The 20569-nt window shown below is 67.6% G+C and carries 20 protein-coding genes; 9 read left to right on the top strand and 11 right to left on the bottom strand.

Features of this window, described 5'->3' with window-relative positions:
* Nucleotides 1-93: 93 nt before the first annotated feature.
* From AB0C28_RS24110 to AB0C28_RS24070, 9 genes are all read left to right on the top strand, one after another.
* Nucleotides 94-567, top strand: coding sequence for a general stress protein (locus AB0C28_RS24110; RefSeq protein WP_358077461.1), 474 nt, complete (start codon nt 94-96; stop codon nt 565-567).
* 33 nt (nt 568-600) lie between these two features.
* A complete protein-coding gene (dnaK, locus tag AB0C28_RS24105) occupies nt 601-2493 on the top strand; it encodes a molecular chaperone DnaK (RefSeq protein WP_358077458.1) in 1893 nt (630 codons plus the stop codon).
* Between the two features lies 1 nt (nt 2494).
* Nucleotides 2495-3031, top strand: coding sequence for a nucleotide exchange factor GrpE (locus AB0C28_RS24100; protein WP_358077455.1), 537 nt, complete (start codon nt 2495-2497; stop codon nt 3029-3031).
* A complete protein-coding gene (locus AB0C28_RS24095) occupies nt 3031-3996 on the top strand; it encodes a DnaJ C-terminal domain-containing protein (RefSeq protein ID WP_358077452.1) in 966 nt (321 codons plus the stop codon). Before AB0C28_RS24100 ends, AB0C28_RS24095 begins: the two co-directional genes overlap by 1 nt.
* Nucleotides 3993-4286, top strand: a complete 294-nt coding sequence (locus AB0C28_RS24090; RefSeq protein ID WP_358077449.1) for a chaperone modulator CbpM — start codon at nt 3993-3995, stop codon at nt 4284-4286. The genes AB0C28_RS24095 and AB0C28_RS24090 overlap by 4 nt, the downstream gene beginning before the upstream one ends.
* 9 nt (nt 4287-4295) lie before the next feature.
* A complete protein-coding gene (gene clpB / locus AB0C28_RS24085; protein WP_358077446.1) occupies nt 4296-6914 on the top strand; it encodes an ATP-dependent chaperone ClpB in 2619 nt (872 codons plus the stop codon).
* A gap of 94 nt (nt 6915-7008) precedes the next feature.
* A complete protein-coding gene (gene trxA, locus AB0C28_RS24080) occupies nt 7009-7344 on the top strand; it encodes a thioredoxin (RefSeq protein ID WP_358077443.1) in 336 nt (111 codons plus the stop codon).
* Nucleotides 7341-9008, top strand: coding sequence for an FAD-dependent oxidoreductase (locus AB0C28_RS24075; protein WP_358077440.1), 1668 nt, complete (start codon nt 7341-7343; stop codon nt 9006-9008). The genes trxA and AB0C28_RS24075 overlap by 4 nt, the downstream gene beginning before the upstream one ends.
* A gap of 5 nt (nt 9009-9013) precedes the next feature.
* The gene (locus tag AB0C28_RS24070) at nt 9014-9463 is read left to right on the top strand and encodes a DUF1931 family protein (protein WP_358077437.1); all 450 of its coding nucleotides are present in this window, start codon (nt 9014-9016) and stop codon (nt 9461-9463) included.
* A gap of 93 nt (nt 9464-9556) precedes the next feature.
* On the opposite strand, the gene AB0C28_RS24065 is transcribed toward AB0C28_RS24070, so the two are convergent.
* The 11 genes from AB0C28_RS24065 to AB0C28_RS24015 form a co-directional block, all read right to left on the bottom strand.
* Nucleotides 9557-10660, bottom strand: coding sequence for a DUF4192 domain-containing protein (locus AB0C28_RS24065; RefSeq protein WP_358077434.1), 1104 nt, complete (start codon nt 10658-10660; stop codon nt 9557-9559).
* 100 nt (nt 10661-10760) lie between these two features.
* A complete protein-coding gene (locus AB0C28_RS24060; protein WP_358077432.1) occupies nt 10761-11369 on the bottom strand; it encodes a vWA domain-containing protein in 609 nt (202 codons plus the stop codon).
* Between the two features lie 27 nt (nt 11370-11396).
* The gene (locus AB0C28_RS24055) at nt 11397-12080 is read right to left on the bottom strand and encodes a hypothetical protein (RefSeq protein WP_358077429.1); all 684 of its coding nucleotides are present in this window, start codon (nt 12078-12080) and stop codon (nt 11397-11399) included.
* A gap of 81 nt (nt 12081-12161) precedes the next feature.
* A complete protein-coding gene (locus AB0C28_RS24050; RefSeq protein WP_358077426.1) occupies nt 12162-13259 on the bottom strand; it encodes a DUF3560 domain-containing protein in 1098 nt (365 codons plus the stop codon).
* Nucleotides 13260-13323: 64 nt separating this feature from the next.
* Nucleotides 13324-13791 (bottom strand): hypothetical protein, encoded by a 468-nt coding sequence (locus AB0C28_RS24045; protein ID WP_358077423.1) that lies wholly within the window; start codon nt 13789-13791, stop codon nt 13324-13326.
* A 71-nt stretch (nt 13792-13862) separates the two neighbouring features.
* Entirely contained in the window at nt 13863-15005 is a 1143-nt protein-coding gene (locus AB0C28_RS24040; protein WP_358077420.1) for a DUF932 domain-containing protein, read from the bottom strand.
* An 81-nt stretch (nt 15006-15086) separates the two neighbouring features.
* On the bottom strand, nt 15087-15920 hold the full coding sequence (locus AB0C28_RS24035; RefSeq protein WP_358077417.1) for a hypothetical protein: 834 nt from the start codon (nt 15918-15920) through the stop codon (nt 15087-15089).
* A 195-nt stretch (nt 15921-16115) separates the two neighbouring features.
* Entirely contained in the window at nt 16116-17756 is a 1641-nt protein-coding gene (locus AB0C28_RS24030) for a hypothetical protein (protein WP_358077415.1), read from the bottom strand.
* 193 nt (nt 17757-17949) lie between these two features.
* Nucleotides 17950-18411 carry a hypothetical protein gene (locus AB0C28_RS24025; protein WP_358077412.1) on the bottom strand — a complete coding sequence of 154 codons (462 nt, stop codon included), beginning with the start codon at nt 18409-18411 and terminating at the stop codon, nt 17950-17952.
* Nucleotides 18412-18936: 525 nt separating this feature from the next.
* Entirely contained in the window at nt 18937-19254 is a 318-nt protein-coding gene (locus tag AB0C28_RS24020) for a hypothetical protein (RefSeq protein WP_358077408.1), read from the bottom strand.
* A 473-nt stretch (nt 19255-19727) separates the two neighbouring features.
* Entirely contained in the window at nt 19728-20423 is a 696-nt protein-coding gene (locus tag AB0C28_RS24015; RefSeq protein ID WP_358077405.1) for a haloacid dehalogenase-like hydrolase, read from the bottom strand.
* Nucleotides 20424-20569 lie beyond the last annotated feature (146 nt).

Genomic DNA, 20569 nt, shown 5'->3' with positions numbered 1-20569 from the left:
CTACATACCTGGGGGATGTGGCCGCGAGAAGCCCGGGTGAGAGTGGGAAGGGTGGTCATCCAGATTTTCGCCTGAGGCGGGAGAGGAGGGGCCGTGTCCCTCGCGCCATCGGATCCCATCGCAACCAACCTGGAACCGATCGCAAGCTCACGCAGCTACAAGGAGGCGCAGAAGATCGTCGACTACCTGTCCGACCACGGATTCCCCGTGCGCGGAACGCTGATCGTCGGCGTGGGCCTGCGCTCAGTAGAGCAGGTCGTCGCACGCATGACCAATTTGCGGGCCACCGGCTGGGGCGCGGCGGGCGGAGCCTGGTTCGGACTGCTCATCGGACTGTTCCTGGCGATCTTCACGACTACGGTCGCGACAGTGTTTCCCCTGGTGTTGTGGGGGCTGCTGTGGGGTGCCGTGGCAGGAGCGATCTTCGGCCTGATCTCGCACATGATGCTGGGCGGCAAGCGGGACTTCATCTCCGAGAGCGCCCTCGTCGCTGACAGATATGAGGTCCTCGTCGAGCCGGAGCACGCGGCCACAGCTCGTGAACTGCTGCGAGGAATGACCGGATAGAGCTCGAACGGGAGCACAAGGGGGAAGCGAGAAATGGCGAAAGCAGTCGGCATCGATCTCGGCACGACGAACTCGGTGATCGCCGCCACAGAGGACGGTCATCCCACTGTGCTGCCCAACGCGGAAGGCTCGCGGACGACTCCGTCCGTGGTCGCGTTCACCGACCAGGGCGAACGGTTGGTGGGCCAACTGGCCCGCCGCCAGGCCATACTCAACCCGAAAGGAACGATCTACTCCGCCAAACGCTTCATCGGCCGTCGCTATGAGGAGGTCGGGAGCGAAACCCACGCGGTGTCCTTCGACGTCGTCGAGGGCCCGGAGGGAGCCGTCCGCTTCCAGGTGGGCGACCGGCAGTACGCGCCGGAGGAGGTCTCGGCCCTCGTCCTGAGAAAGCTCGCCGCAGACGCGGCGAAGTACCTCGGCGAGAAGGTGACTGAAGCGGTCATCACCGTTCCGGCATACTTCAACGACGCCCAGCGCCAGGCGACCAAGGACGCGGGACGCATCGCGGGGCTCGAGGTCCTGCGGATCATCAACGAGCCGACGGCGGCGGCGCTCGCGTACGGGCTGGACAAGAAGTCCAACGAGACCGTGCTGGTCTTCGACCTGGGCGGCGGCACCTTCGACGTGAGCATCCTGGACATCGGTGAAGGAGTGGTCGAGGTCCGCGCCACGTCCGGGGACGGGCATCTCGGCGGCGACGACTTCGACCGCCGGATCGTCGACCACCTGGCCGACGAGTTCCACCGGGACCAGGGCATCGACCTGCGCAACGACCCTCAGGCCCTGCAACGCCTGTTCGAGGCGGCCGAGAAGGCCAAGGTCGAGCTGTCCGAGGTGACCCAGACCACGATCAGCCTGCCGTTCGTCACGGCGGACGCCTCGGGGCCGAAGCATCTCAACACCACGCTCATGCGGTCTACGTTCGAGCAGATCACGGCCGACCTGGTCGAGCGGTGCGTCACTCCCGTCAAGCAGGCGATGGAGGACGCCAAGCTCAGGCCCGCGGACATCGACGAGGTGATTCTGGTCGGCGGGTCGACCCGGATGCCAGCCGTGCAGAATCTCGTGCGCCGGCTGACTGACGGCAAGGAGCCCAACATGACGGTGAACCCGGACGAGGTCGTCGCCATCGGCGCGGCGGTCCAGGCCGGGATCATCAAGGGCGAGGTGCAGGACGTCGTCCTTCTCGACGTCACGCCTCTGTCACTCGGTGTCGAGACCCTCGGCGGGCTCATGACCAAGGTCATCGAGCGCAACACGACGATCCCGGCGCGGCGGACCGAGGTCTTCAGCACGGCCGAGGACAACCAGAACGCCGTCGACGTCGTCATCCTCCAGGGGGAACGGGAGCGCGCCGCCGACAACCGGGTACTCGGACGCTTCCGGCTGGAGAACATCCGGCCCGCGCCGCGGGGAGTGCCTCAGATCGAGGTCACCTTCGACATCGACGCCAACGGCATCCTCAACGTCTCCGCCCGGGACAAGGACACCGGTGCCGAACAGCGGATCACCATCAGTGAAAGCTCCAACCTGGACAAGCAGGAGATCGAGCGGATGGTCGCCGACGCCGAGCAGCACCGTACGGATGACCTCCGGCTCCGGGAGACCATCGACGCGCGCAACGAGCTGGACTCGGTCGCCTATCAGGTGGAGCGCCGGCTCCAGGAGCTGGGTGACGCGGTGCCCGTGCACGAGAAGGCGCGCGGGGAGCAGCTCGTCCAAGACGCCAGGCAGGCGATCAAGGAAGAGGTGCCGGTGGACCGGCTGCGCGCGCTCAGCGGAGAGCTGCAGCAGCTCTATCACGGACTCGGGGCCGCCGCGGGCGCCGGGCCCAGTGTGCCGCCGCAGGGCAGGACGGAACAAGCCCCGGCCAGTGACGAGGACGTGATCGACGCCGAATTCACGACCTCGGAGCCCGAGTGACATGAACGAGCACAGATCCGAGACCCATGACCAGGCCGGCACGGCCGCCCCGCGGGGCGAGCAGGCACCCGCGGAGGCGGCCGCGCCCGCGGATACCGACGCGAAGCTGGCGGAGCTGGAGGACCGATGGCTGCGGGCGGTCGCGGAGCTGGACAACCTGCGCAAGCGCATCGCCCGCGACGCCGAGCGGATCAGGGCTGAAGAGCGGTCCAAGGTGACGGCCGAGTGGCTGCCCATCTTGGACAACCTGGAGCTCGCGCTGAACCACGCGGTCCGTGACGACGGCGGCGCGGACGCCGTCCTTGAAGGGGTACGAGCGGTACGGGACCAGGCGGTCACCCTGCTCAACAAGCTCGGCTACCCCCGTCACGACGAAACCGGCGTGCCCTTCGACCCCGCCCGCCATGAGGCGGTGACGACAGTCGAACGGGCAGACGCCGATCCGGGCACTGTGGTGGAGGTGCTCAGGCCCGGCTACGGCGACGACGAGCGGCAGCTCAGGCCGGCGATCGTGGCCGTCGCGAAGAAGGAGGAGTGATGGCCGAACGCCGGGACTTCTACGAGGTGCTCGGCGTCGACCGGAATGCCGACGCCGACGAGATCCAGCGGGCCTACCGCAAGCTCGTGCGCGCCTACCATCCCGACGTCAATAAAGATCCCGGTGCCGAGGACAGGTTCAAGGAGATCTCGGAGGCCTACAGCGTCCTCTCCGATCCCGAGACTCGTCGCCGCTACGACGCGTTCGGACACGATTTCCGCCAGGTGCCGCCCGACGTCGATCCCGCCGACTGGGCGCGCGCACGCACCCGAGCGGGCGCGGGCGCGCGGGCCGGAGCGGGGGCCGGCGCAGGGGGTGGCCGATGGCGCTCGACCGGCGCCGAGGGCTTCGGCTTCGGCGCGGACGAGGGCATCGACCTGGAAGACCTCCTGGGCGGCATGTTCGGTGGCCGGGGCAGGCGGCAGTGGGGGCCGGTGCCCGGCGCCGACCAGGAGGCGGAGCTGACGCTGACCGTGGAGGAGGCCTATCACGGCGGGCGCCGCAGCATCACGCTTCCCGGAGGCAAGCGGCTGGATGTCACCATCCCGCCCGGGGTCACGAACGGGCAGCGGATCAGGCTCGCCGGCCAAGGCGGGCACGGCAGCGAGGGGGCCCAGCCAGGCGACCTCCACCTGATCGTGCGGATCGCCGACCATCCCCGCTACCGCCTGGACGGCCGCGACATCTACGCCCCGTTGCCGTTGGCTCCCTGGGAGGCGGCGCTCGGCGCCACGGTCACCGTCGACACGCCGGGCGGCGAAGCCAAGGTGAAGGTGCCGGCGGGCACATCCACGGGCCGCCGCCTGCGTCTGAAAGGGCGTGGCATGCCTCATCCGCGCGGAGCCGCAGGCGATTTCTACGCCGAGTCCCGGATCATGGTGCCGCCCAGGCTCACCGATGAGGAGCGACGCCTGTTCGAACAGCTCGCCGCCGTCTCGCACTTCGACCCCAGGAGGCGCTCATGAGCTACGCGCTCGTCCGCACGGCCCTCCTCGACCTGGACACCTACGCGCGGGTCACCGGCCTGCACCCCCAGGTGGTGCGCCGGCTGGTGGCGCTCGGCCTGCTGGACCCGGTCAGGAACGCCGGGGGGGAGCTGTGCTTCACGCCCGCCCAGGTGACGGCGGCGGCCCGCATCCAGCGGTTGCACGAGGGACTGTCCATCAACTACGCCGCGATCGGCGTGGTGATCGATCTCCTCGACCGGATCGGGGAGCTGGAGGCCGCCCTGCGCGACCTCCCACGACCACGCTAGGGGGCTGGAGTGGACCCGAACAGGATGACGCAGAAGTCACAGGAAGCCCTGCACGACGCCCAGACCAAAGCCTTGCGCTTCGGCCACACCGAGGTGGACGGCGAGCACCTCCTGCTGGCCCTGCTCGACCAGCCCGAGGGGCTGGCGCCCAGGCTGCTGGAGCAGGCCGGCGCCGATCCCGAGCGCCTGCACGCCGATCTGGAGGACGAGCTGTCGCGACGGCCCAGGGTCAGCGGCCCGGGCGCCGCGCCCGGCCAGGTGTTCGTCACCCAGCGCCTGTCGCGGCTGTTCGACGCCGCGGACCGGGAGGCACGCCGGCTCAAGGACGAGTACGTCTCCGTCGAGCACCTGCTGCTGGCCCTCATCGAGGAGGGATCCACGACCGCGTCAGGACGTCTCGTGCACGGTCAGGGCCTGAGCAGGGATCGGTTCCTGGAAGCGCTGACCGCCGTGCGGGGCAATCAGCGCGTCACCTCGGCCATGCCGGAGGTGGCCTACGAGGCGCTGGAGAAGTACGGGCGCGACCTGGTCTCCGACGCCCGGGCGGACAAGCTAGACCCGGTGATCGGCCGCGACACGGAGATCCGGCGGGTGATCCAGATCCTCTCTCGTAAGACCAAGAACAACCCGGTCCTGATCGGCGATCCCGGAGTCGGTAAGACGGCCGTCGTCGAAGGGCTCGCCCAGCGAATCGTCCGCGGCGATGTCCCCGAAGGACTGCGCGACAAGACGATCTTCAGCCTGGACATGGGCTCCCTCGTGGCCGGCGCCAAGTACCGCGGGGAGTTCGAGGAGCGCCTCAAGGCCGTGCTGAACGAGGTGAAGGCGGCCGAGGGGCAGATCCTGCTGTTCGTGGACGAGCTCCACACCGTGGTCGGCGCCGGGGCGACCGAGGGCGCCATGGACGCCGGCAACATGCTCAAGCCGATGCTGGCCCGTGGCGAACTGCATATGATCGGCGCGACCACGGTAGACGAGTACCGCAAGCACATCGAGAAGGACGCCGCCCTGGAGCGCAGGTTCCAGCCGGTGCTGATCGACGAGCCCACGATCGAGGACACCATCTCAATCTTGCGTGGCCTGCGTGAACGCCTGGAGGTCTTCCACGGCGTGAAAATCCAGGACAGCGCGCTCGTCGCCGCCGTGACACTGAGCCACCGCTACATCTCCGACCGGTTCCTGCCGGACAAGGCGATCGATCTGGTGGACGAGGCGTGCGCGATGATCCGGACCGAGATCGACTCCATGCCTGCCGAGCTGGACGCGCTGACCAGGCGGGTGATGCGGCTGGAGATCGAGGAGGCCGCGCTGTCCAAGGAGAACGACCCGGCGAGCCGGCAGCGTCTGGACGAGCTGCGCAAGGAACTGGCCGCCACGCGGGCCGAGAGCGAGGCGATGCGGGCACAGTGGGAGGCCGAGCGCTCGGCGCTGCGTAAGGTGCAGAGCCTGCGGCAGGAGATCGAGAGCGTCCGCAGGGAGGCCGAGCAGGCCGAACGTGATTACGACCTCAACCGCGCCGCCGAGCTGCGTCACGGCAGGCTGCCCGAGCTGGAGCGCCGCCTGAACGCCGAGGAGGAACGGCTGGGTACCCGGCAGAACGGCCACCGGCTGCTGCGCGAGGTGGTGACCGAAAAGGAGATCGCGGACATCGTCTCCCGTTGGACCGGCATCCCGATGGCGCGGCTGCAGGAAGCCGAGCGGGACAAGCTGCTCAAGCTCGACCAGATCCTGCACGAGCGCGTCGTCGGCCAGGAGGAGGCCGTGCGGCTCGTGGCCGACGCCATCATCCGTGCCCGCTCGGGCATCAAGGACCCCAAGCGTCCCATCGGATCGTTCCTCTTCCTCGGCCCGACCGGCGTCGGCAAGACCGAACTGGCGAGGTCCCTCGCGGAGGCTCTGTTCGACACCGAGGACAACATGGTCCGTATCGACATGAGCGAGTACCAGGAGCGCCACACGGTCAGCCGCCTGGTCGGGGCGCCTCCCGGCTACGTCGGCTACGAAGAGGGCGGCCAGCTCACGGAGGCGGTGCGGCGCAAGCCGTACTCGGTGGTGCTGTTCGACGAGATCGAGAAGGCGCACGCGGACGTCTTCAACACGCTGTTGCAGGTCCTGGACGACGGCCGGCTGACGGACGCGCAGGGCCGCACGGTCGACTTCCGCAACACCGTGATCATCATGACCTCGAACATCGGCTCCCACCATCTTCTCGACGGGATCACCTCCGACGGCGAGATCAAGCCCGAGGCCCGCGACGGCGTGATGGCAGAGCTGCGCCGGCACTTCCGGCCCGAGTTCCTCAACAGGATCGACGACATCGTGCTGTTCAAGCCGCTGACCGAGGCGGAGATCGAGCAGATCGTCGACCTGATGTTCACCGACATCAGGCAGCGGCTGGCCGACCGGCGGCTCACCTTGGAGGTCTCCGAGGAGGCCCGCAAGCTCATCGCCAATCAGGGGTACGACCCCGTCTACGGCGCCCGGCCGCTGCGCCGGTTCATCGCCCGCGAGGTCGAGACCAGGATCGGACGGGCCCTGCTCGCGGGAGACGTCCCCGACGGCTCGACCATCGTGGTCGGCGCTGACAAGGGCGAGCTGAACGTCACCTTCTACGCCCCGGGAGGCTGACATGCCTACTGCGCGCTGCGCGAACTGCGGGAGGCCGAACCGGGTTCCAGACGCCGCCTCGGGAACGCCCCGCTGCGGCAACTGCCACCAACCGTTGCCGTGGATCGCCGAGGCGGACGACGACACCTTCGCGGAAGTCGCCCAACGGGCCGATCTGCCGGTCCTCGTCGACTTCTGGGCGGAATGGTGCGGGCCGTGCCGGATGGTCACGCCCGCGCTCGAACAAGTCGCCCAAGAGCTGGCGGGACGCGTGAAGCTCGTCAAGGTCGATGTGGACCGGTCCCCGGCCCTCTCGCAACGCTTCACCATCACGGGTGTCCCGGCGCTCATGATGCTCAACGAGGGCCGCGTCGTGGCGCAGCGCGTCGGCGCGGCCCCGGCGCCCCAACTGCGCGAATGGGTTGAGGACACGCTGAGGGCGCCGTCATGACGCGGTCGCCGGCCACCCTGCCCGAGACACCGGACCTGTACGGCGCCTATCCCCGGCTCGATGAGCGGCGGATCGCGAACCTGTCGCAGTGCGGCGAGCGCAGGCCCGTGTCGCCCGGCGACGTCCTCTACCGGGAAGGCGAGCCGATCGGCGAGTTCATCGCGATCCTGCGCGGCACGGTGGCCATGGTGGAGGGGTATCGCAGCGAGGAGGAACGCACGATCGCCGTCCACGGCCCCGGGCGTTTCCTCGGCGAGCTGGGCCTGCTCACCGGCCAGGCCGGGTTCCTCACCGCAGTCGTGCGGGAGGCCGGTGAGATCCTGGCCGTCGGCGCCGACCAGGTGCGCGCGCTGGTGGCCGGTGACCCGGCGTTCGGGGACCTCATCCTGCGGGCCTACCTGACCCGCCGTAGTCTGCTGATCGGCATGGACGCCGGGTTCCGCATCATCGGCTCGCGCTACTCGCCCGACGCACGCCGGCTACGTGAGTTCGCCGCCCGCAACAGGCTTCCGCACCGATGGATCGATGTGGAGGAGGATGAGGAAGCGGAGGCGCTGCTGCGCCAGCTCGGCATCTCCCCGCAGGAGACGCCGGTCGTGATCTGGCACGGAGACCAGGTGTTGCGCAACCCGACCGTGGCCATGCTGGCCAAGACCATCGGCCTGCCCGTACCACGGCCCGGCGACGGCGTGTGCGATCTGATCATCGTGGGTGCGGGCCCCGCGGGCCTGGCGGCGAGCGTGTACGGGGCTTCGGAGGGCCTGACCACCATCGTGCTCGACGCGGTCGCTGCGGGCGGCCAGGCGAGCACCTCCTCCCGCATCGACAACTACCTCGGCTTCCCGTCGGGCATCTCGGGCGCCGAGCTCGCTGAACGCGCCGTTATTCAGGCGGCCAGGTTCGGGGCACGGCTGACCGTACCGGCCGAGGCGTGCGGACTGGAGACCGAGAATGGCCACTACAGCGTGCTCGTCGAAGACGGGCCTGCTGTGCAGGGTCACGCGGTGCTCATCGCAACCGGCGCTCGTTACCGCAAACTCGACGTTCCCGACCTGGAGAAGTACGAAGGCTGCGGCGTCTACTACGCGGCGACGCCGTTCGAGCTGCGCATGTGCAGGCAGGCGCCGGTGGTCATCGTCGGCGGCGGCAACTCCGCAGGCCAGGCAGCACTGTACCTGGCCAGGAACGCCTCATCAGTGCGCATGCTCGTCCGCGGCGGCAGTCTCGGCGAGAGCATGTCGCGCTACCTCACCGACGCGATCAGCCGGACGTCCGGCATCGAGGTCCTGTTCAACACCGAGGTACGCGAACTGCTCGGCGAGGACTCCCTGCGAGCCGTGCGCGCCCAGAACAACCAGACGGGACAGTTCACCGAGATCGAGACCAACGCGATGTTCGTGTTCATCGGCGCGGATCCGCACACCGGCTGGCTGGCGGGCGTCGTCGCGCTGGACGACCGGGGCTTCGTCGTCACGGGGCAAGGTTCGTCGTCGCATGGGGAGGCCCTTCCTCTGGAGACCGGGCGGCCCGGCGTGTTCGCCGTGGGGGATGTCCGCAGCGGATCGGTCAAACGAGTGGCGTCCGCGGTCGGGGAGGGCGCCATGGCGGTCCGCCTGGTGCACGAAAGGTTCACCAAGACAGGGAATCGACAGGGAGGATGGTGATCCCGATGCCGGTGATCGCGATTTCCAGGTTCGAGCACTTCTTCCGCGCCGCTGCGGGGCTGGACGTGGACAAGTCCGACCTCAAGCGATACAGCGACTTCGTCAACCGGAAGATGTACGACATGCTCGTCGTCGCCGAGGCTGCGGCGAAGTCGAATGGGCGCGACATCATCGAGTTCTGGGACCTGCCCATCACCAAGGGCCTGCAAGAGAGCATGAACCACTTCCGGGATCTGAACGAGGAACTGGAGCTGGCTTCGATCCTGGCGGAGCTCAGGGCGCTGCCGCCGCTCGACCTGTCGCTCAGCGAGGAGACCGAGTCGCGGCTGTCAGCCGTGGCGGGCGGGCTCTCCCTGGCGTTGGCCAAGGCGTTCACCATCGTCTATCCCACGCTGAAGAACCCGGCCACCGAGCAGTGGGAGCGGGTGACCAGACTCTTCGACCTGTTGTTGTGATCAAACGCCGGGCCTCGGGGCTGGCGATCGAGCCGCTGACGATGGCCGAAGCCTGGTACGGGCGCGTCGAAGCTGAAGCTCCACGCGGTGCCGTCAGGGGGTGATGTCGTCAGGAGGAGTCGGCAGCACTGGCCGAGCGGAGCGGGGATGCTGTGTCGCGTGCTGGGTGATGCTGGTGACGAGGTCGTCCACGTTCGTCTGGTCCTCGAACGCCGATGAGGTGATACCTGATTGCAGGGCAGTGGCGATGAGCCGGGCGAAGGAGTTGTCGGGCTCGGCTTGAAGGGCACGGTTGACCGCGATGCGGGCCAGCGATCCGGCTCCGTTTCGGAGGGCGGTGAAGGCCAGATTGGTGGCCGGCGCCGCGGCGTAGCGCGGGTCGATGCGTCGGGTCACTTCGGTCCAGAATTGTTGTGCGACATCGGGACCGTCTTCGCAGCAGATCGTGAAAGCGATGTCCCTGACGGTAACCGCTGTGAGAAGGATTCCCAGCCAGGCCAGGTCTTCGGCGGGGATGAGACGTCCGCCTCGGACATGCTCGAAGCATTCTCGGGCGCATCTGCGTCCTTCGTCGAACCAGTAATGGTCGTCGAGGTTCGGAGCGTTCAGCATGGCCTCGGCTCGTACGCGGGCGGTGACCGTGGCCCTCGTCATGGCCTCGCGTTCCTGCGCCTGACCGGGTTGGAGGATCTCCTCGAAGGTCTCCTTGTCGGGCATCGCCACCATCCCGGCGGCGACCAGGTGGGCGACCGCGGAACTGGTGAAGGTGCCGTACGGAACACCGTCCGGTGGACAGCACGCCGGGTTCGAGCAGAGGTAGGACCAGCATCGCCCGTTCTCGTACCGGATCATGTCGATCACGTCGATGTGCTGGGCGCTGAGTGCGGGGGCCAGGGCGTCCATGACTGGGGTGACCGTCTCACCTGGGCCGTGGCCGACCAGGACGACAGCAGCGGCCCGGTTTCGCTTCAGCATGTGGACGGTGTCGGTGACGAAGTCGGCCACGTCCTTGGACTGTTCGGGTAGTTCGCGGTGCAGGACGGCCTGGAGGTGATCTCCGTCGAGGAGGGCGAGGTGGATGGTGTTGTCCTGGTGGTAGCCGATGAGGTATGGCAGTACGGCGACCATGTCGGCGGGGGTGCGAAGTGTGACCGTGGTCAGGTCCGCAGTGGGAATGGGCTCGTGGTGGTGAGGCATGGATCTTCCTTGTGCGGTGGGCTTAACGGGGTTCCTGCTCTGCTGGAAGCTGCGGGCGATGGGGTGATCGTTGGTCGTGCGCGCCGGAGCGTGGCCGGAGTCAGTAGCGGGTGGCGTCGCGGTCGTCGCTGGAGAAGCCGTCTTCCCCATGGGAGGTGACGCGTCCTGCTCGGGTGAGCGCGTCCAGTGTGTGATCAGTGCCGAACTGCAGGGTTGTCTCGCGTGGAATGCCGTAGCTCGCGGCCTTGGTGAAGGCGTCCGGGGTGGCGTCCAGGTAGTGGAACTTCCAGCCGCGAGCGGTCTGCTCCTCGATGAGGTGGCGGATCTTGGTACGGGAGCGCCATTGGCTGGAGGCGTTCTCGTGGCCATCAGTGATGATCACGACGATGATTTCGCCTGGCTGCTCGCTCTCAGGCATGGTGTCGAAGTGTTCCCGCATGCGGGTGATGGTCATGCCGATGGCGTCGAGGAGGGCTGTTCTTCCTTCGGGTACCAGGCGGAAGTCCGGCAGGTCGGCCAGCGGGCGGTATTCGTAGACGCTCTTGTAGCGGTGGTCGAACTGGTAGAGCGAGACCAGGGTTTCGGCGGGGTTGCTCTCCTGGGCGGCGAAGAACGCCGTGAGGCCGCCTTCGACGTCACTCCTGATGGGGTGCATGGAACCGGACCGATCCAGGATGACGGTGATGTGGCGGCGGTTCGGATGGGACATGGTTCTTCCTTTCGTTGTTCGCGGCGGTCAGGCGGCGTCGTGAGCGACGTGCGTGCCGTCGGCGGGCTGTGCGGAGGGGGCGTCTTCGGCCAGGAGCTCGTGCATGCGAGTCAGCTGGGCGCGTTGTTCGTCGAGCTCGCGCCGCCGGTGGGCGATGAGGGCTTCGAGTTCGGCGATGGTGGCGAGCTTGCGGTGCAGGCCGACGTGCCGCAGGAGGGTGCGGGCCGCGGCGCGGCGGAGCCGGTCGAGGTCGGGCCGCTGTAGCCAGTAGGTGGCCAGGGCTGCGAGGACGGCGGCGACGTGCCGGGTGACGGCGGTGGAGACGCGTGCTCGCCGGTGTCCGGTGGTGGCGTCGCGGTGGTAGATCCGTATGCCGTGCGGGCTGGGGTCACGGGCGTTGATGACGCTGTAGTCGACCAGGCGGACGGCGCCGTGGACGAGAGGGCGGTGAGGGCGGTACGTACCGGTGTGAGCTCCCGTCGGGAGTTCGTCGCCGTAATGGACCTTCAGCCGGGTGGTGGCGGGATCGACGGTGTCGTAGTCGAAGTCGGGTTCCAGGGTGAAGATGCCGGTGACGGAGGGGCTGCGGACCAAGCAGCGCAGCACGCCGGTGGCCGGGTTGGGCTTGGCCAGGACGCGGAGGTCTCCGTAGGCGGTCAGGTTCAGGGTGACGGCGTCGACCAGGGGCGCCGTCGATCGGGTGTAGGGCAATTCGGGACCTTCTTCTCAGCACATGGGCATGGCTGTGCCGGCGCCTCGGGGAAGGAGGCGCCGATGGTGGTTAAGGGGGTCTTAGTGGCCTGGCTGGGGCGGGAACTGCGTGGCGGCTTCTGCGCTGCTCAGCCGGCCTTGGACTTCGGCGTAGGGCAGCCGGCCGGTGGCGCGGGAGGGTTGTCCGGCGCGATCGACGTTGTCGCCTTGGCGCAGGATTCGACGGCCGACTTCGTGATGGCCGGTCGGCACGGTCAGGCTCTTGGCGTTGACGCGGAGCACCTCGTACCAGGTGCCGAGGTAGAGAACGAAGTCGCCGGCGCGGAAGTCGGCCGGGCCCCAGATCTTGACTCCTTCGGCCGCCGCCTGCGCGAGGACGTCCTGCCAGTAGGCGATCTTTCCGGACAGCTGGGCCTGGTCCAGCAGGAGCCGCTCGCGGTAGTCACCGGTCGCGGGTTGCCACTCCAGCACAGGGTTGCCGCTGTCGGTGAGGACGACTTCGCCGTCGCGTTCGACGAATTGGGGGTGAGCCTCGCCGCTCAGGCTGCGTTCGATCCGACGGAGCTGTTCGTGCAGGCGGTCGATGCGCCGCAGTGTGGCCCTGGGATCGCGGCGGTGTTGCTTGAGGTGTTCGGCCGCGCGTGAGCGAGTGATCCAGTATTGGTGGCGGTCGGCCTCCTCGATGGCCTTACGGGTGTGGCTGTGGTTGCGTTCGATGGCCCTTTCGTGGGCACGTTGCTTGGAGCTGCCGAGCAGAACCGGCTGATCGGGTGAGTAGCCGCGGGTGGCCGCGGCTGCTTGCGTGCGATGTCGCTCGGCCCGGGCGGCGGCTTCGGCGGCGCGTCGGCGGTAGATTCGCGCCCGATTGGAGGCGCGTGCGTACATTTCGGCCTCGATCTGCTCGGCCGAGCGAGCCTCGTCGGTGACGTCGATGGTGACGGACAGGCCGGCGGCCCGCAGCGTGGCGGCGATTTGCTCCATCCGGTCCTGGTGCTCGGAGGCGTGCCGGTCGCGGGAGTTCGGTTCGTACCAGGCGCCGTGTCGCCCGTCGTATTCGATGAGGTTGGCCCATCTCAGGCCTAGACCGCCGCGTTTGCGGCTGCCGAGCAGCCTTCGATGTTCCGGGCCGGTGCCGGTGACGATGATGCCTCGGGCCGGCGATACGTGGATGGTGATCACGCTTCCTCCTCTCTGTGAAGGTCGGTCGGTTCCTGTTGGAGCGGGTGGGGCCCATTCGCTGTGGTCAGGTGCCGGCTTCGGGGTTCGTGTTCGTGCCCTCGTGTGCGGCTTTGCGGTTGGCGATGACGGAGGCTCCGCTGTCAGCCGGGGCCGGCGTCTCGAAGGGGATGCCGTAGACGATGTGACCGTCGATCAGGACACGCAGTGCTTGGCGCGCTGCGGCGTCGGCGGGAAACAGATCGACGCACATGCCGCCGTCCGGGGCTTGCCGGACCAGAGCGGTCAGGGGCCCGGTCGCGACGCGGGCGATGGGCCAGTCCCAGCCGTCGTACTCCACTTCGGTGGCGATGGGCTCGGCGGTGACCAGCCTGCGGCCGGTGGCGAGGATCACGGTCTCGATCGCGTCGAACGTGGTTCCGTTCCAGTCGCTGTGCTGGTTGAGGATGCGGTGGATGGCTTCCATGGCCGTGTCGTCGGAGATGAGTACGTCATCCCGGGTGATCGGCAGCGGAGTGGGCTGCGGCCGAGCCACGGGCGTTTGAGGATCTGACGTCATGAAGGGATCTTTCGCAGCGATACGGGTGCGGGTACGTTGCTCGGCAGTCAGAAAGCCGCGGCCAGGTGCATGGCATCGACGCCGCGGCTTTCCATCTCAAAGGCCTTCTCCGCGTCGTCCAGGACCTGGGCGGCGCTGGTGACCGCGTGCATGACGCCGCCGGCGGTGATCGCGCCGCCCTTGTAGAAGTGCTGCAGGATGAGCTGCTGCTGATCCTTGGTGAAGGACAGCCTGGTGGAGACGAACTCGATCGTCTTCTCAGCCTCTGTGACGGCGACGCGGGCTTCCCGGGCCAGCTCTGTGATCTTGGTTTGGACGTAGTCGACGTCCAGGAAGGTTCGTACGGCATCACGCGCGCGTGCGGTGACCAACTGCATGCTCTTGGCCAGCGTGTCCTGGCTCCACCGCACGATCCCGTCGTCCATGCGGCCGCCCAGGTGAACCTCGCGCACCACGTCCCGGTTGATGGTCATGCCGTTGCGACACACCTGCAGGGTGAGCCTGGGAGTGATGGTGAAGGCGCCGTCACCGGTCTCGGAGTTGGCCAGCAGGAAGCCGGCGAACACCACCGGGTAGGCCGCGGCGGAGGCACCCGAGAAGGGGCTTCGATAGTCACCGACCAGTTCAGGGGCATATGCCTGGATCTGTTCGCAGGCCACGCGCAGGAACATGCGGCGTTCGGTCAGGTCGGCCCCGTCGATCTGGACGGCGACGCCGCTCTCCTTGATGCCGGCCAGCGCGGCCATGAGCACGTCGAGGTTGTCGATGACCTTGTAGCTGTTGGACAGCAGGGCCCGGCCGATGCCCGTGCTCCCGCTGCCGGCCAACCCCCGGAACAGGAACCGGCGGTGCGGGTCGGCCTGCAGCCAGCCGTTGACGTTGACGTCGTACAGCCGGCCGTTCTCCTCCCGCATACGGCGCAGGTACGGCGAGGGGATGCCCAATTTGGTGGCGATGTCCTGATCGCAATGGGCGGTGGGCAGGTAGCGGCCCGCGGTGGCGGTGACGCCGTCCTCGGAGACCAGAGATTCGGTGCCGATCAGTTCCAGGTGGGTGCCGACGGCGCGCAACCGCTCGGCAGGCACGATGACATCGATCTTCCGGGCGTGCTGGGCACGCAGCACCTCGACCAGGTCGTCGAGGGTGGCGTTTCGGAGGGTCAGGGGTGGAAGCGGGGACGCGATGGTCACGGGTCTCCTTCTCGGTGACTTGCTGCTGTGGATGGAGAGAAAAGGGTGATCGCACCCTGCGGGTTGGTGCGCTCGTACCGGTCAGGCTGCACGCATAGCGGGTGCTCCCCGGGTGGGAACCAGATGAAGAGCCGGACCGCGAGTAGGCACGTCTTGGCGGGCCAGGGCGGGTTCGGTATCTGTGGCACCACGGTGGGGCAGATCGATGACGGCGATGGTGAGGGTGTCGAGCGCACCCCGCTGTTTGGCCGCCGCGATGAGTTCAGCGCAAGTAGCCGGGGCGGGGACAGGCCGGCGGAGGATCCGGGTGAGATCAGACGTGCCGAGCGGAAGGGTGAGGCTGTCGGAGCACAGCAGGAGCCGGCGGATGTCGAGTACGCGCTCGTCCTGTTCGCCCCCACCGGGTGGTTCACGCCATACCTGCTGGCGGCGAACGGGCGCAATCGCGTGCCGCTTCGGTGCGGGTGGCCGGATCAGACCGTGCAAGGCCATGTCACCCGTGAGGGCGAAAGCTTGCACGCTCTCCCCCATCCAGCACAGATCAACGGTCCAGTAGGTGACCACCGCGGTCATGAGGGACCCCACGATCCGGGTCGCCTGCGGCTGGCGGGGCGGATCCGTCTCTTCGATGACGCTGGTTTCGAGAGCGCTGCGACCTGCGTAGAGACCGGCGGCGGCATTCGCCGTCTGCGTCGAGGCGACCGCGCTGACCTCGGCGGCGATCCGGGCATGGGCGCGGGCGCGGGCTCTGTCGTTGTCGACGCTGTCGCCTTCACAGATCGCCACGCTGACGCTGGCGTGATATTCGGCCACTGTGACGCGGTGAAGATTCCACGGGTTCGGCCCTTGATCGGACCGCACGGCCATCTGGCCGCCGATGGACAGAGGTAGGTGGTGCGTATAGGCGCTGGACATTGAAGATCCCTTCGGACATGAGAGCGCCGCGGTCATGACCGCGGCGCAGAGAGCATGGTGTGAGGGTGAGGCTGCGGGTCGGCTGCTGTAGCACTGCGAGGAGCACGATGCGAGTGAGTTCGAACTCGCCTGCGTGGAGGTGGACCGGTCTGGTCCTGGTCCGCAGCGCCCAGGACCAGACCGGAGATTCGGGGATCAGGCGGCCTCGGCGCCCTCGAAGTCTTGGCCGGCGGCGTCTGTGTTCTCAGCTCCGACCGTCACGTCCGAGGTGGCATCCTCATCGCGGCCGTCTCGTGCGGTGGTGGAGTATTGACCCGCTTCGAGTACGACTGTCGCGGGGTGCTCCCCGGGGCTTTCCTCCACGACGTCTGCCTGATCGACGGGTACGTCTCCCCGGTAGGGAGTGCCGTCGATGAGGGCCTGCTCGATCGGGGCGGGCTGGTACGGCTGCAGCGCGCGCGTGCCGAGTTCCGGCCCGAGGGTGTTGACCAGAAAACGGAGCCACAGGGCCGCATCTTCGGTAGAGCACGGGCTGTACTTGTCCGGCCGCCAGGTGTTCTTGCAGTCCTGGCTGGCTCGGGTCATCTGGTGCTCGAAGGCCACGGCGATGAGCCGCAGCAGCATCATGGCCTGCTGGCCGGTCGAGGCGTCCCGTAGTGCTTGGTCGACATCCGACGGTCCGCCGAACTCCTTGTACAACGTGCTGCGACGGGACGACGTCAGGTAGTCCCGTACCGGACCGGGCATCTCCACCAGCATCTTGGTAACGAACGGCAGCACGGGCTTGGGTGCGGTCTTGCGCTGGAAGAACTCCGCCAGCCACTGCTGTCGCAGGGTGCCGACACGCGGCCAGGCGTTACGTCCTTCGATCACGATCTTCCTGGACGGCTCGTCCCCTCTGGGCTTGGTGTCCACGCGAGACGATGACGCTGCCTGGGCGTTCGAGGGCTCGGGGGGCGCGTAGCCGTGTTCGGCGGGAGTGGTGCAGTAGTACTCCGGCTGGGTCTTGTTGTAGCTGTAGAAGAACGCGCCGTGCCCGGCGCAAGCGGCATGCTGATCGGGTTCCGGGTCGAACCCGTCGACGAGGTGGGCCAGGGTGTGCAGCAGGAACGCCTCCGGAGGACGCGTTTCGGTGACACGAACACCGGCCTCCTCCAACCTGGCGATGATCCTGTCGTGCTCGGCTTCCTCGGCCAGTTCGTCACGAACGGTCTCGACGGCATAGGCCACGGGGTGACCCCAGTCGATCCGCTGCTGAATCCTGGCCAGCGCCGCGTCATCGCCGTCGAACTCCGACAGCAACGCGATGTCGTCGAGCGTCCAGACGTGGTCCATGGCGCGCGCGGCCCGTTTGGTCTGCTCGCTGATCCGGCCGGCCGCGATGCCCGCGCTGATCTGCTCTTTCGTACGGCCGGTACGCCGCCGCAGCTCGGTGCGGCTGGCGCCTGCCTGATGCGCCTGAAACAGGGCCTGGGCTTGTTCGAACGCCGACAGAGGGAGGCGGAAGTCTCCGTCGTTCTCGACGAGCTGGTCGATGAACAGTCCGGCTCGATCGCCGACCATGGTCAGATCAACCAGGCACAGCATCGTCTCCAGCTGGAGCCTGCGGCCTCCTTCCAGGCGGCGGTTGCCCTTGGTCACCCAGAAGAGGTAGTCCTCTTCGCCTTCCTGGCGTTCATAGTCGTCGGGGATGGGAATCGCGGTGAGCACCACCTGCTGCTTGGCGAGCAACGACTTGCAGAAGGCGGAGGTGATGCCGTAGTCCTCACGGACGTTGTCGGGAAAGTGCGTCAGGTACTTCAGCGGGATGTGCCAGAGGATCAGGTTCTCCGGCACGGCGACGTCGGGAAGATCCGGCGGGACGAGAGACACGAGTGAGGCTTCCTTCGATAGGGACGGATGCTGGGCAGGACCGTGCCTGACGAGGCAGGGCACCTTCCTTTGCCGAGACGAGCTTTCGCGTGGTCACGGGCGCGAAGGCGAACGAGCGGCCCCCGGCACGGGAACCGCTCGTTCGCTGGAGCGCGGATCAGGCCGTGGAGACGGCTTCCACCTGGTCTTCCTCCATGACCGGGGTCGCCGCACCTTGAGCCAGGCGGGGCGAGGAGGCCGGCGGCCACGCGCCGGGCTGCTGGTGAACAGGGTCGTAGCGGGTCGACATCGCCAAGGTCTGGGCCACCACCTGGATGACGCCCCGAACGATCGGCCGGTTGTGACGGTCCTTCGTCTCGTAGGCGCGCGCGATCAGGTCGCGGCCCTGAACGGTGATGACGTGACCGACGTGGTAGGACTCGCTGGCGCGGATGGCATCGAGGCCGTGCGCGATCACCTCGACCCGGCGGGTGGGCACGTAGGTGCCGTGCCGGCCTGGGGTGGGCGGGCCAGCCACCTCCACCAAGGCGGACCACATCGGAGGCTTGTCGTCGTCGGCGGCCCAGAACTTCGGGTCGTACGCGATGCGTCCGGTGAGACTGATCTGCATGTCGTCCATGTGCGCTCCTTCGCCTGGTGCGGCCTGAGTGCCGCGTCGTCTGCGCCTTGACCGGCTGCGGAGCCCCGTGAGTGGGGGTGCTCCGTCCCGGCGAGCCGATACAGCGACGGCGGGACGGGCCTGGCAAGCCGGTCGTTCAGGGGGCTTCAAGATGTTTTGCGCAGCAAAAGATCTTGAAGCCCCCTGGCTCGCCGCCCAGATCGATGCGCGGGCGAGAGCCCGGCTTGCCAGGACCGGGCACGACGGCGCAGAGTCGGCCCGTCCGGGAACGGGGCAGCCCGCGGTCGGGGCCGAGCGTGATCAGGAGCAGCACACGTTGCGTCGGGACCGCCGCCGCATGATCCGCAGACGACCTACTTCTCCCGCGCAGGCGAAGGGACGGTAGGCCAGAAACGCATGGACACCGTCTTGACCAGTCTGGGAGGCGCACCAAGGACACCCGAACGGAGCAGTCGCCATTCCCACGCGGGAGACCGAGCCGGTCAGCGGGTACGGACGAGATGAGCAGTGACGGCGCGGTTTCGGCTACGACGGCCGTCGGCGACGCCGCGGCCGGGGTCCGGTAAGCGTGGGCAGCGGTGTCGGCACATCCCAGTCGATAACTCGCAGGCCGGCGGCCGTGATGTCCTGCTCGCTGACACCAAGGAGCTGGATAGGGGTCTTGCCGCCTTCACGCGCGAGCCATACCACCCGCCACCACTTCTCAGAGTGCGAGATCGCGTTCCAGTCATCGGTGACGACGCCGGCGACCGCGGCCTGTTCGTCGCCGACCCAGGGGAAGCGACCCCCTGGATGCTTCCCCGCGCTGAGCAAGATCAAGCCCCACGCTGTGCGATAGTCCATGGTCGCTCCGCAGGCCGACAGCAACCTGTATGTCCTCCTGTGGAGGCGGGGGAACAGAACCCACCGCCACGCCTTCAACGTCATCTCCTCAGATTCCCAGCCGCCCGGCCCGCGCACGAGTCAGATGTTCCTCACATGCGCCGGTGAGTTTGACCAGCCGGCGTCGGAGATCGGTCCTCCCAGTCCGCTACGCGCCGCTCGCAGCAGATCCCGTGCCGCCAACCAGGCGTGTCACGCCTCTAGAATGTCGGCCAACTCGATGATGACGTACTCGTCCCCCGGAGGTCACGTACCACTGGTGTTCCGTGATGACGGGGAGCTCAGGAAGACCGAGACGCTCTGACTGCTGATCATGGTGCCGTCATCGCCGGTCTTGCTGTTCCCGGTCCAGAGCTTGCGGTGCTTGACGCCGTTGCAGAGGTCGGCGTCCGAGCGAAGCACCGGGATGCTCGGCTGCGGGTGGTGAAGAGCTCTCACTCAGTAACCAGAGTTACGAGGGCATCACGGTTCTCCAGGCTCTGCAGAACATGCGCTGCTCCCGCATCGTGCAGGTCCTCGGCCAAGCTTCGCCCCGACGCCACCGCGATCACCGGTACATCATTCGCAAGAGCGGCCTCAACGTCGGCCGGTGTGTCTCCGATAAGTACCGCGTCACGAGCCGTGACCGTCTCGCCAAATGCAGCAGACGCCCGGCTCAAGGCAATGCGCACCAGCTCAGCACGAACATCGTCATCTTCTCCGAAAGCGCCGATATCCCATCGGATATGCCTGTCGAGGCCGAAGACCTGGAGCTTGATCTCCGCGACCATTCGGATATTGCCCGTCAACACGGTCTGCACGACTTCGGGTATCGCGAACAGCGCGTCCAAGGCAGACGCGGCGCCAGGCAGCGCGTGACCCCGTTCTCGCAACTCGGCAGCCCGCTCCACATGGGCCTTGGTGAGGGCCGAAGCGAACCGGTCGAAGTCCTTACGCTCGGTACGCAGTCCATGTAGCTTGGCGGTCTCGCGGAAGATCACCGGCTCGGTGATGCCGTCGATCTTCGCCTGCTTGATCATGGGCACGCCAGTGACCTGCTCAAAGGCCTGTGCTGACAGTTCGCGTCCGACTCCCCTCGTGTCGATGAGAGTGTGATCGATGTCCCAGAGCACGACCCGGCGAACCGCCATCGGACCCTCCATCCGTCCCGCCTTGCACTCCAGACTGACACATACTCGTTCCGGCCTAGGAATGTCCTGAAGATCTTGGTGGTCTGGCCAGGCGGAGTTTCGGGATTCAGACTCGGGTCATGATGGGCCGTCGGAGGGTTCCAGCT

It is taken from the genome of Nonomuraea sp. NPDC048892 (genome assembly GCF_040649735.1).
Classification (GTDB): Bacteria; Actinomycetota; Actinomycetes; order Streptosporangiales; family Streptosporangiaceae; genus Nonomuraea; species Nonomuraea maheshkhaliensis.
The sequence above is the reverse complement of the archived record's forward strand: the minus strand, read 5'-3'. Positions and strand labels throughout refer to the sequence as shown.

What these genes read in the sequence shown, in the direction of transcription:
- AB0C28_RS24065 (WP_358077434.1), bottom strand. Translation starts at nt 10,660, where the DNA reads ATGCCTCACCACCACGAGCCCATTCCCACTGCGGACCTGACCACGGTC.
- AB0C28_RS24070 (WP_358077437.1), top strand. Translation starts at nt 9,014, where the DNA reads ATGCCGGTGATCGCGATTTCCAGGTTCGAGCACTTCTTCCGCGCCGCT.
- AB0C28_RS24015 (WP_358077405.1), bottom strand. Translation starts at nt 20,423, where the DNA reads ATGGCGGTTCGCCGGGTCGTGCTCTGGGACATCGATCACACTCTCATC.
- AB0C28_RS24060 (WP_358077432.1), bottom strand. Translation starts at nt 11,369, where the DNA reads ATGTCCCATCCGAACCGCCGCCACATCACCGTCATCCTGGATCGGTCC.
- AB0C28_RS24020 (WP_358077408.1), bottom strand. Translation starts at nt 19,254, where the DNA reads ATGGACTATCGCACAGCGTGGGGCTTGATCTTGCTCAGCGCGGGGAAG.
- AB0C28_RS24095 (WP_358077452.1), top strand. Translation starts at nt 3,031, where the DNA reads ATGGCCGAACGCCGGGACTTCTACGAGGTGCTCGGCGTCGACCGGAAT.
- AB0C28_RS24075 (WP_358077440.1), top strand. Translation starts at nt 7,341, where the DNA reads ATGACGCGGTCGCCGGCCACCCTGCCCGAGACACCGGACCTGTACGGC.
- AB0C28_RS24025 (WP_358077412.1), bottom strand. Translation starts at nt 18,411, where the DNA reads ATGGACGACATGCAGATCAGTCTCACCGGACGCATCGCGTACGACCCG.
- dnaK (WP_358077458.1), top strand. Translation starts at nt 601, where the DNA reads ATGGCGAAAGCAGTCGGCATCGATCTCGGCACGACGAACTCGGTGATC.
- AB0C28_RS24035 (WP_358077417.1), bottom strand. Translation starts at nt 15,920, where the DNA reads ATGTCCAGCGCCTATACGCACCACCTACCTCTGTCCATCGGCGGCCAG.
- AB0C28_RS24090 (WP_358077449.1), top strand. Translation starts at nt 3,993, where the DNA reads ATGAGCTACGCGCTCGTCCGCACGGCCCTCCTCGACCTGGACACCTAC.
- AB0C28_RS24100 (WP_358077455.1), top strand. Translation starts at nt 2,495, where the DNA reads ATGAACGAGCACAGATCCGAGACCCATGACCAGGCCGGCACGGCCGCC.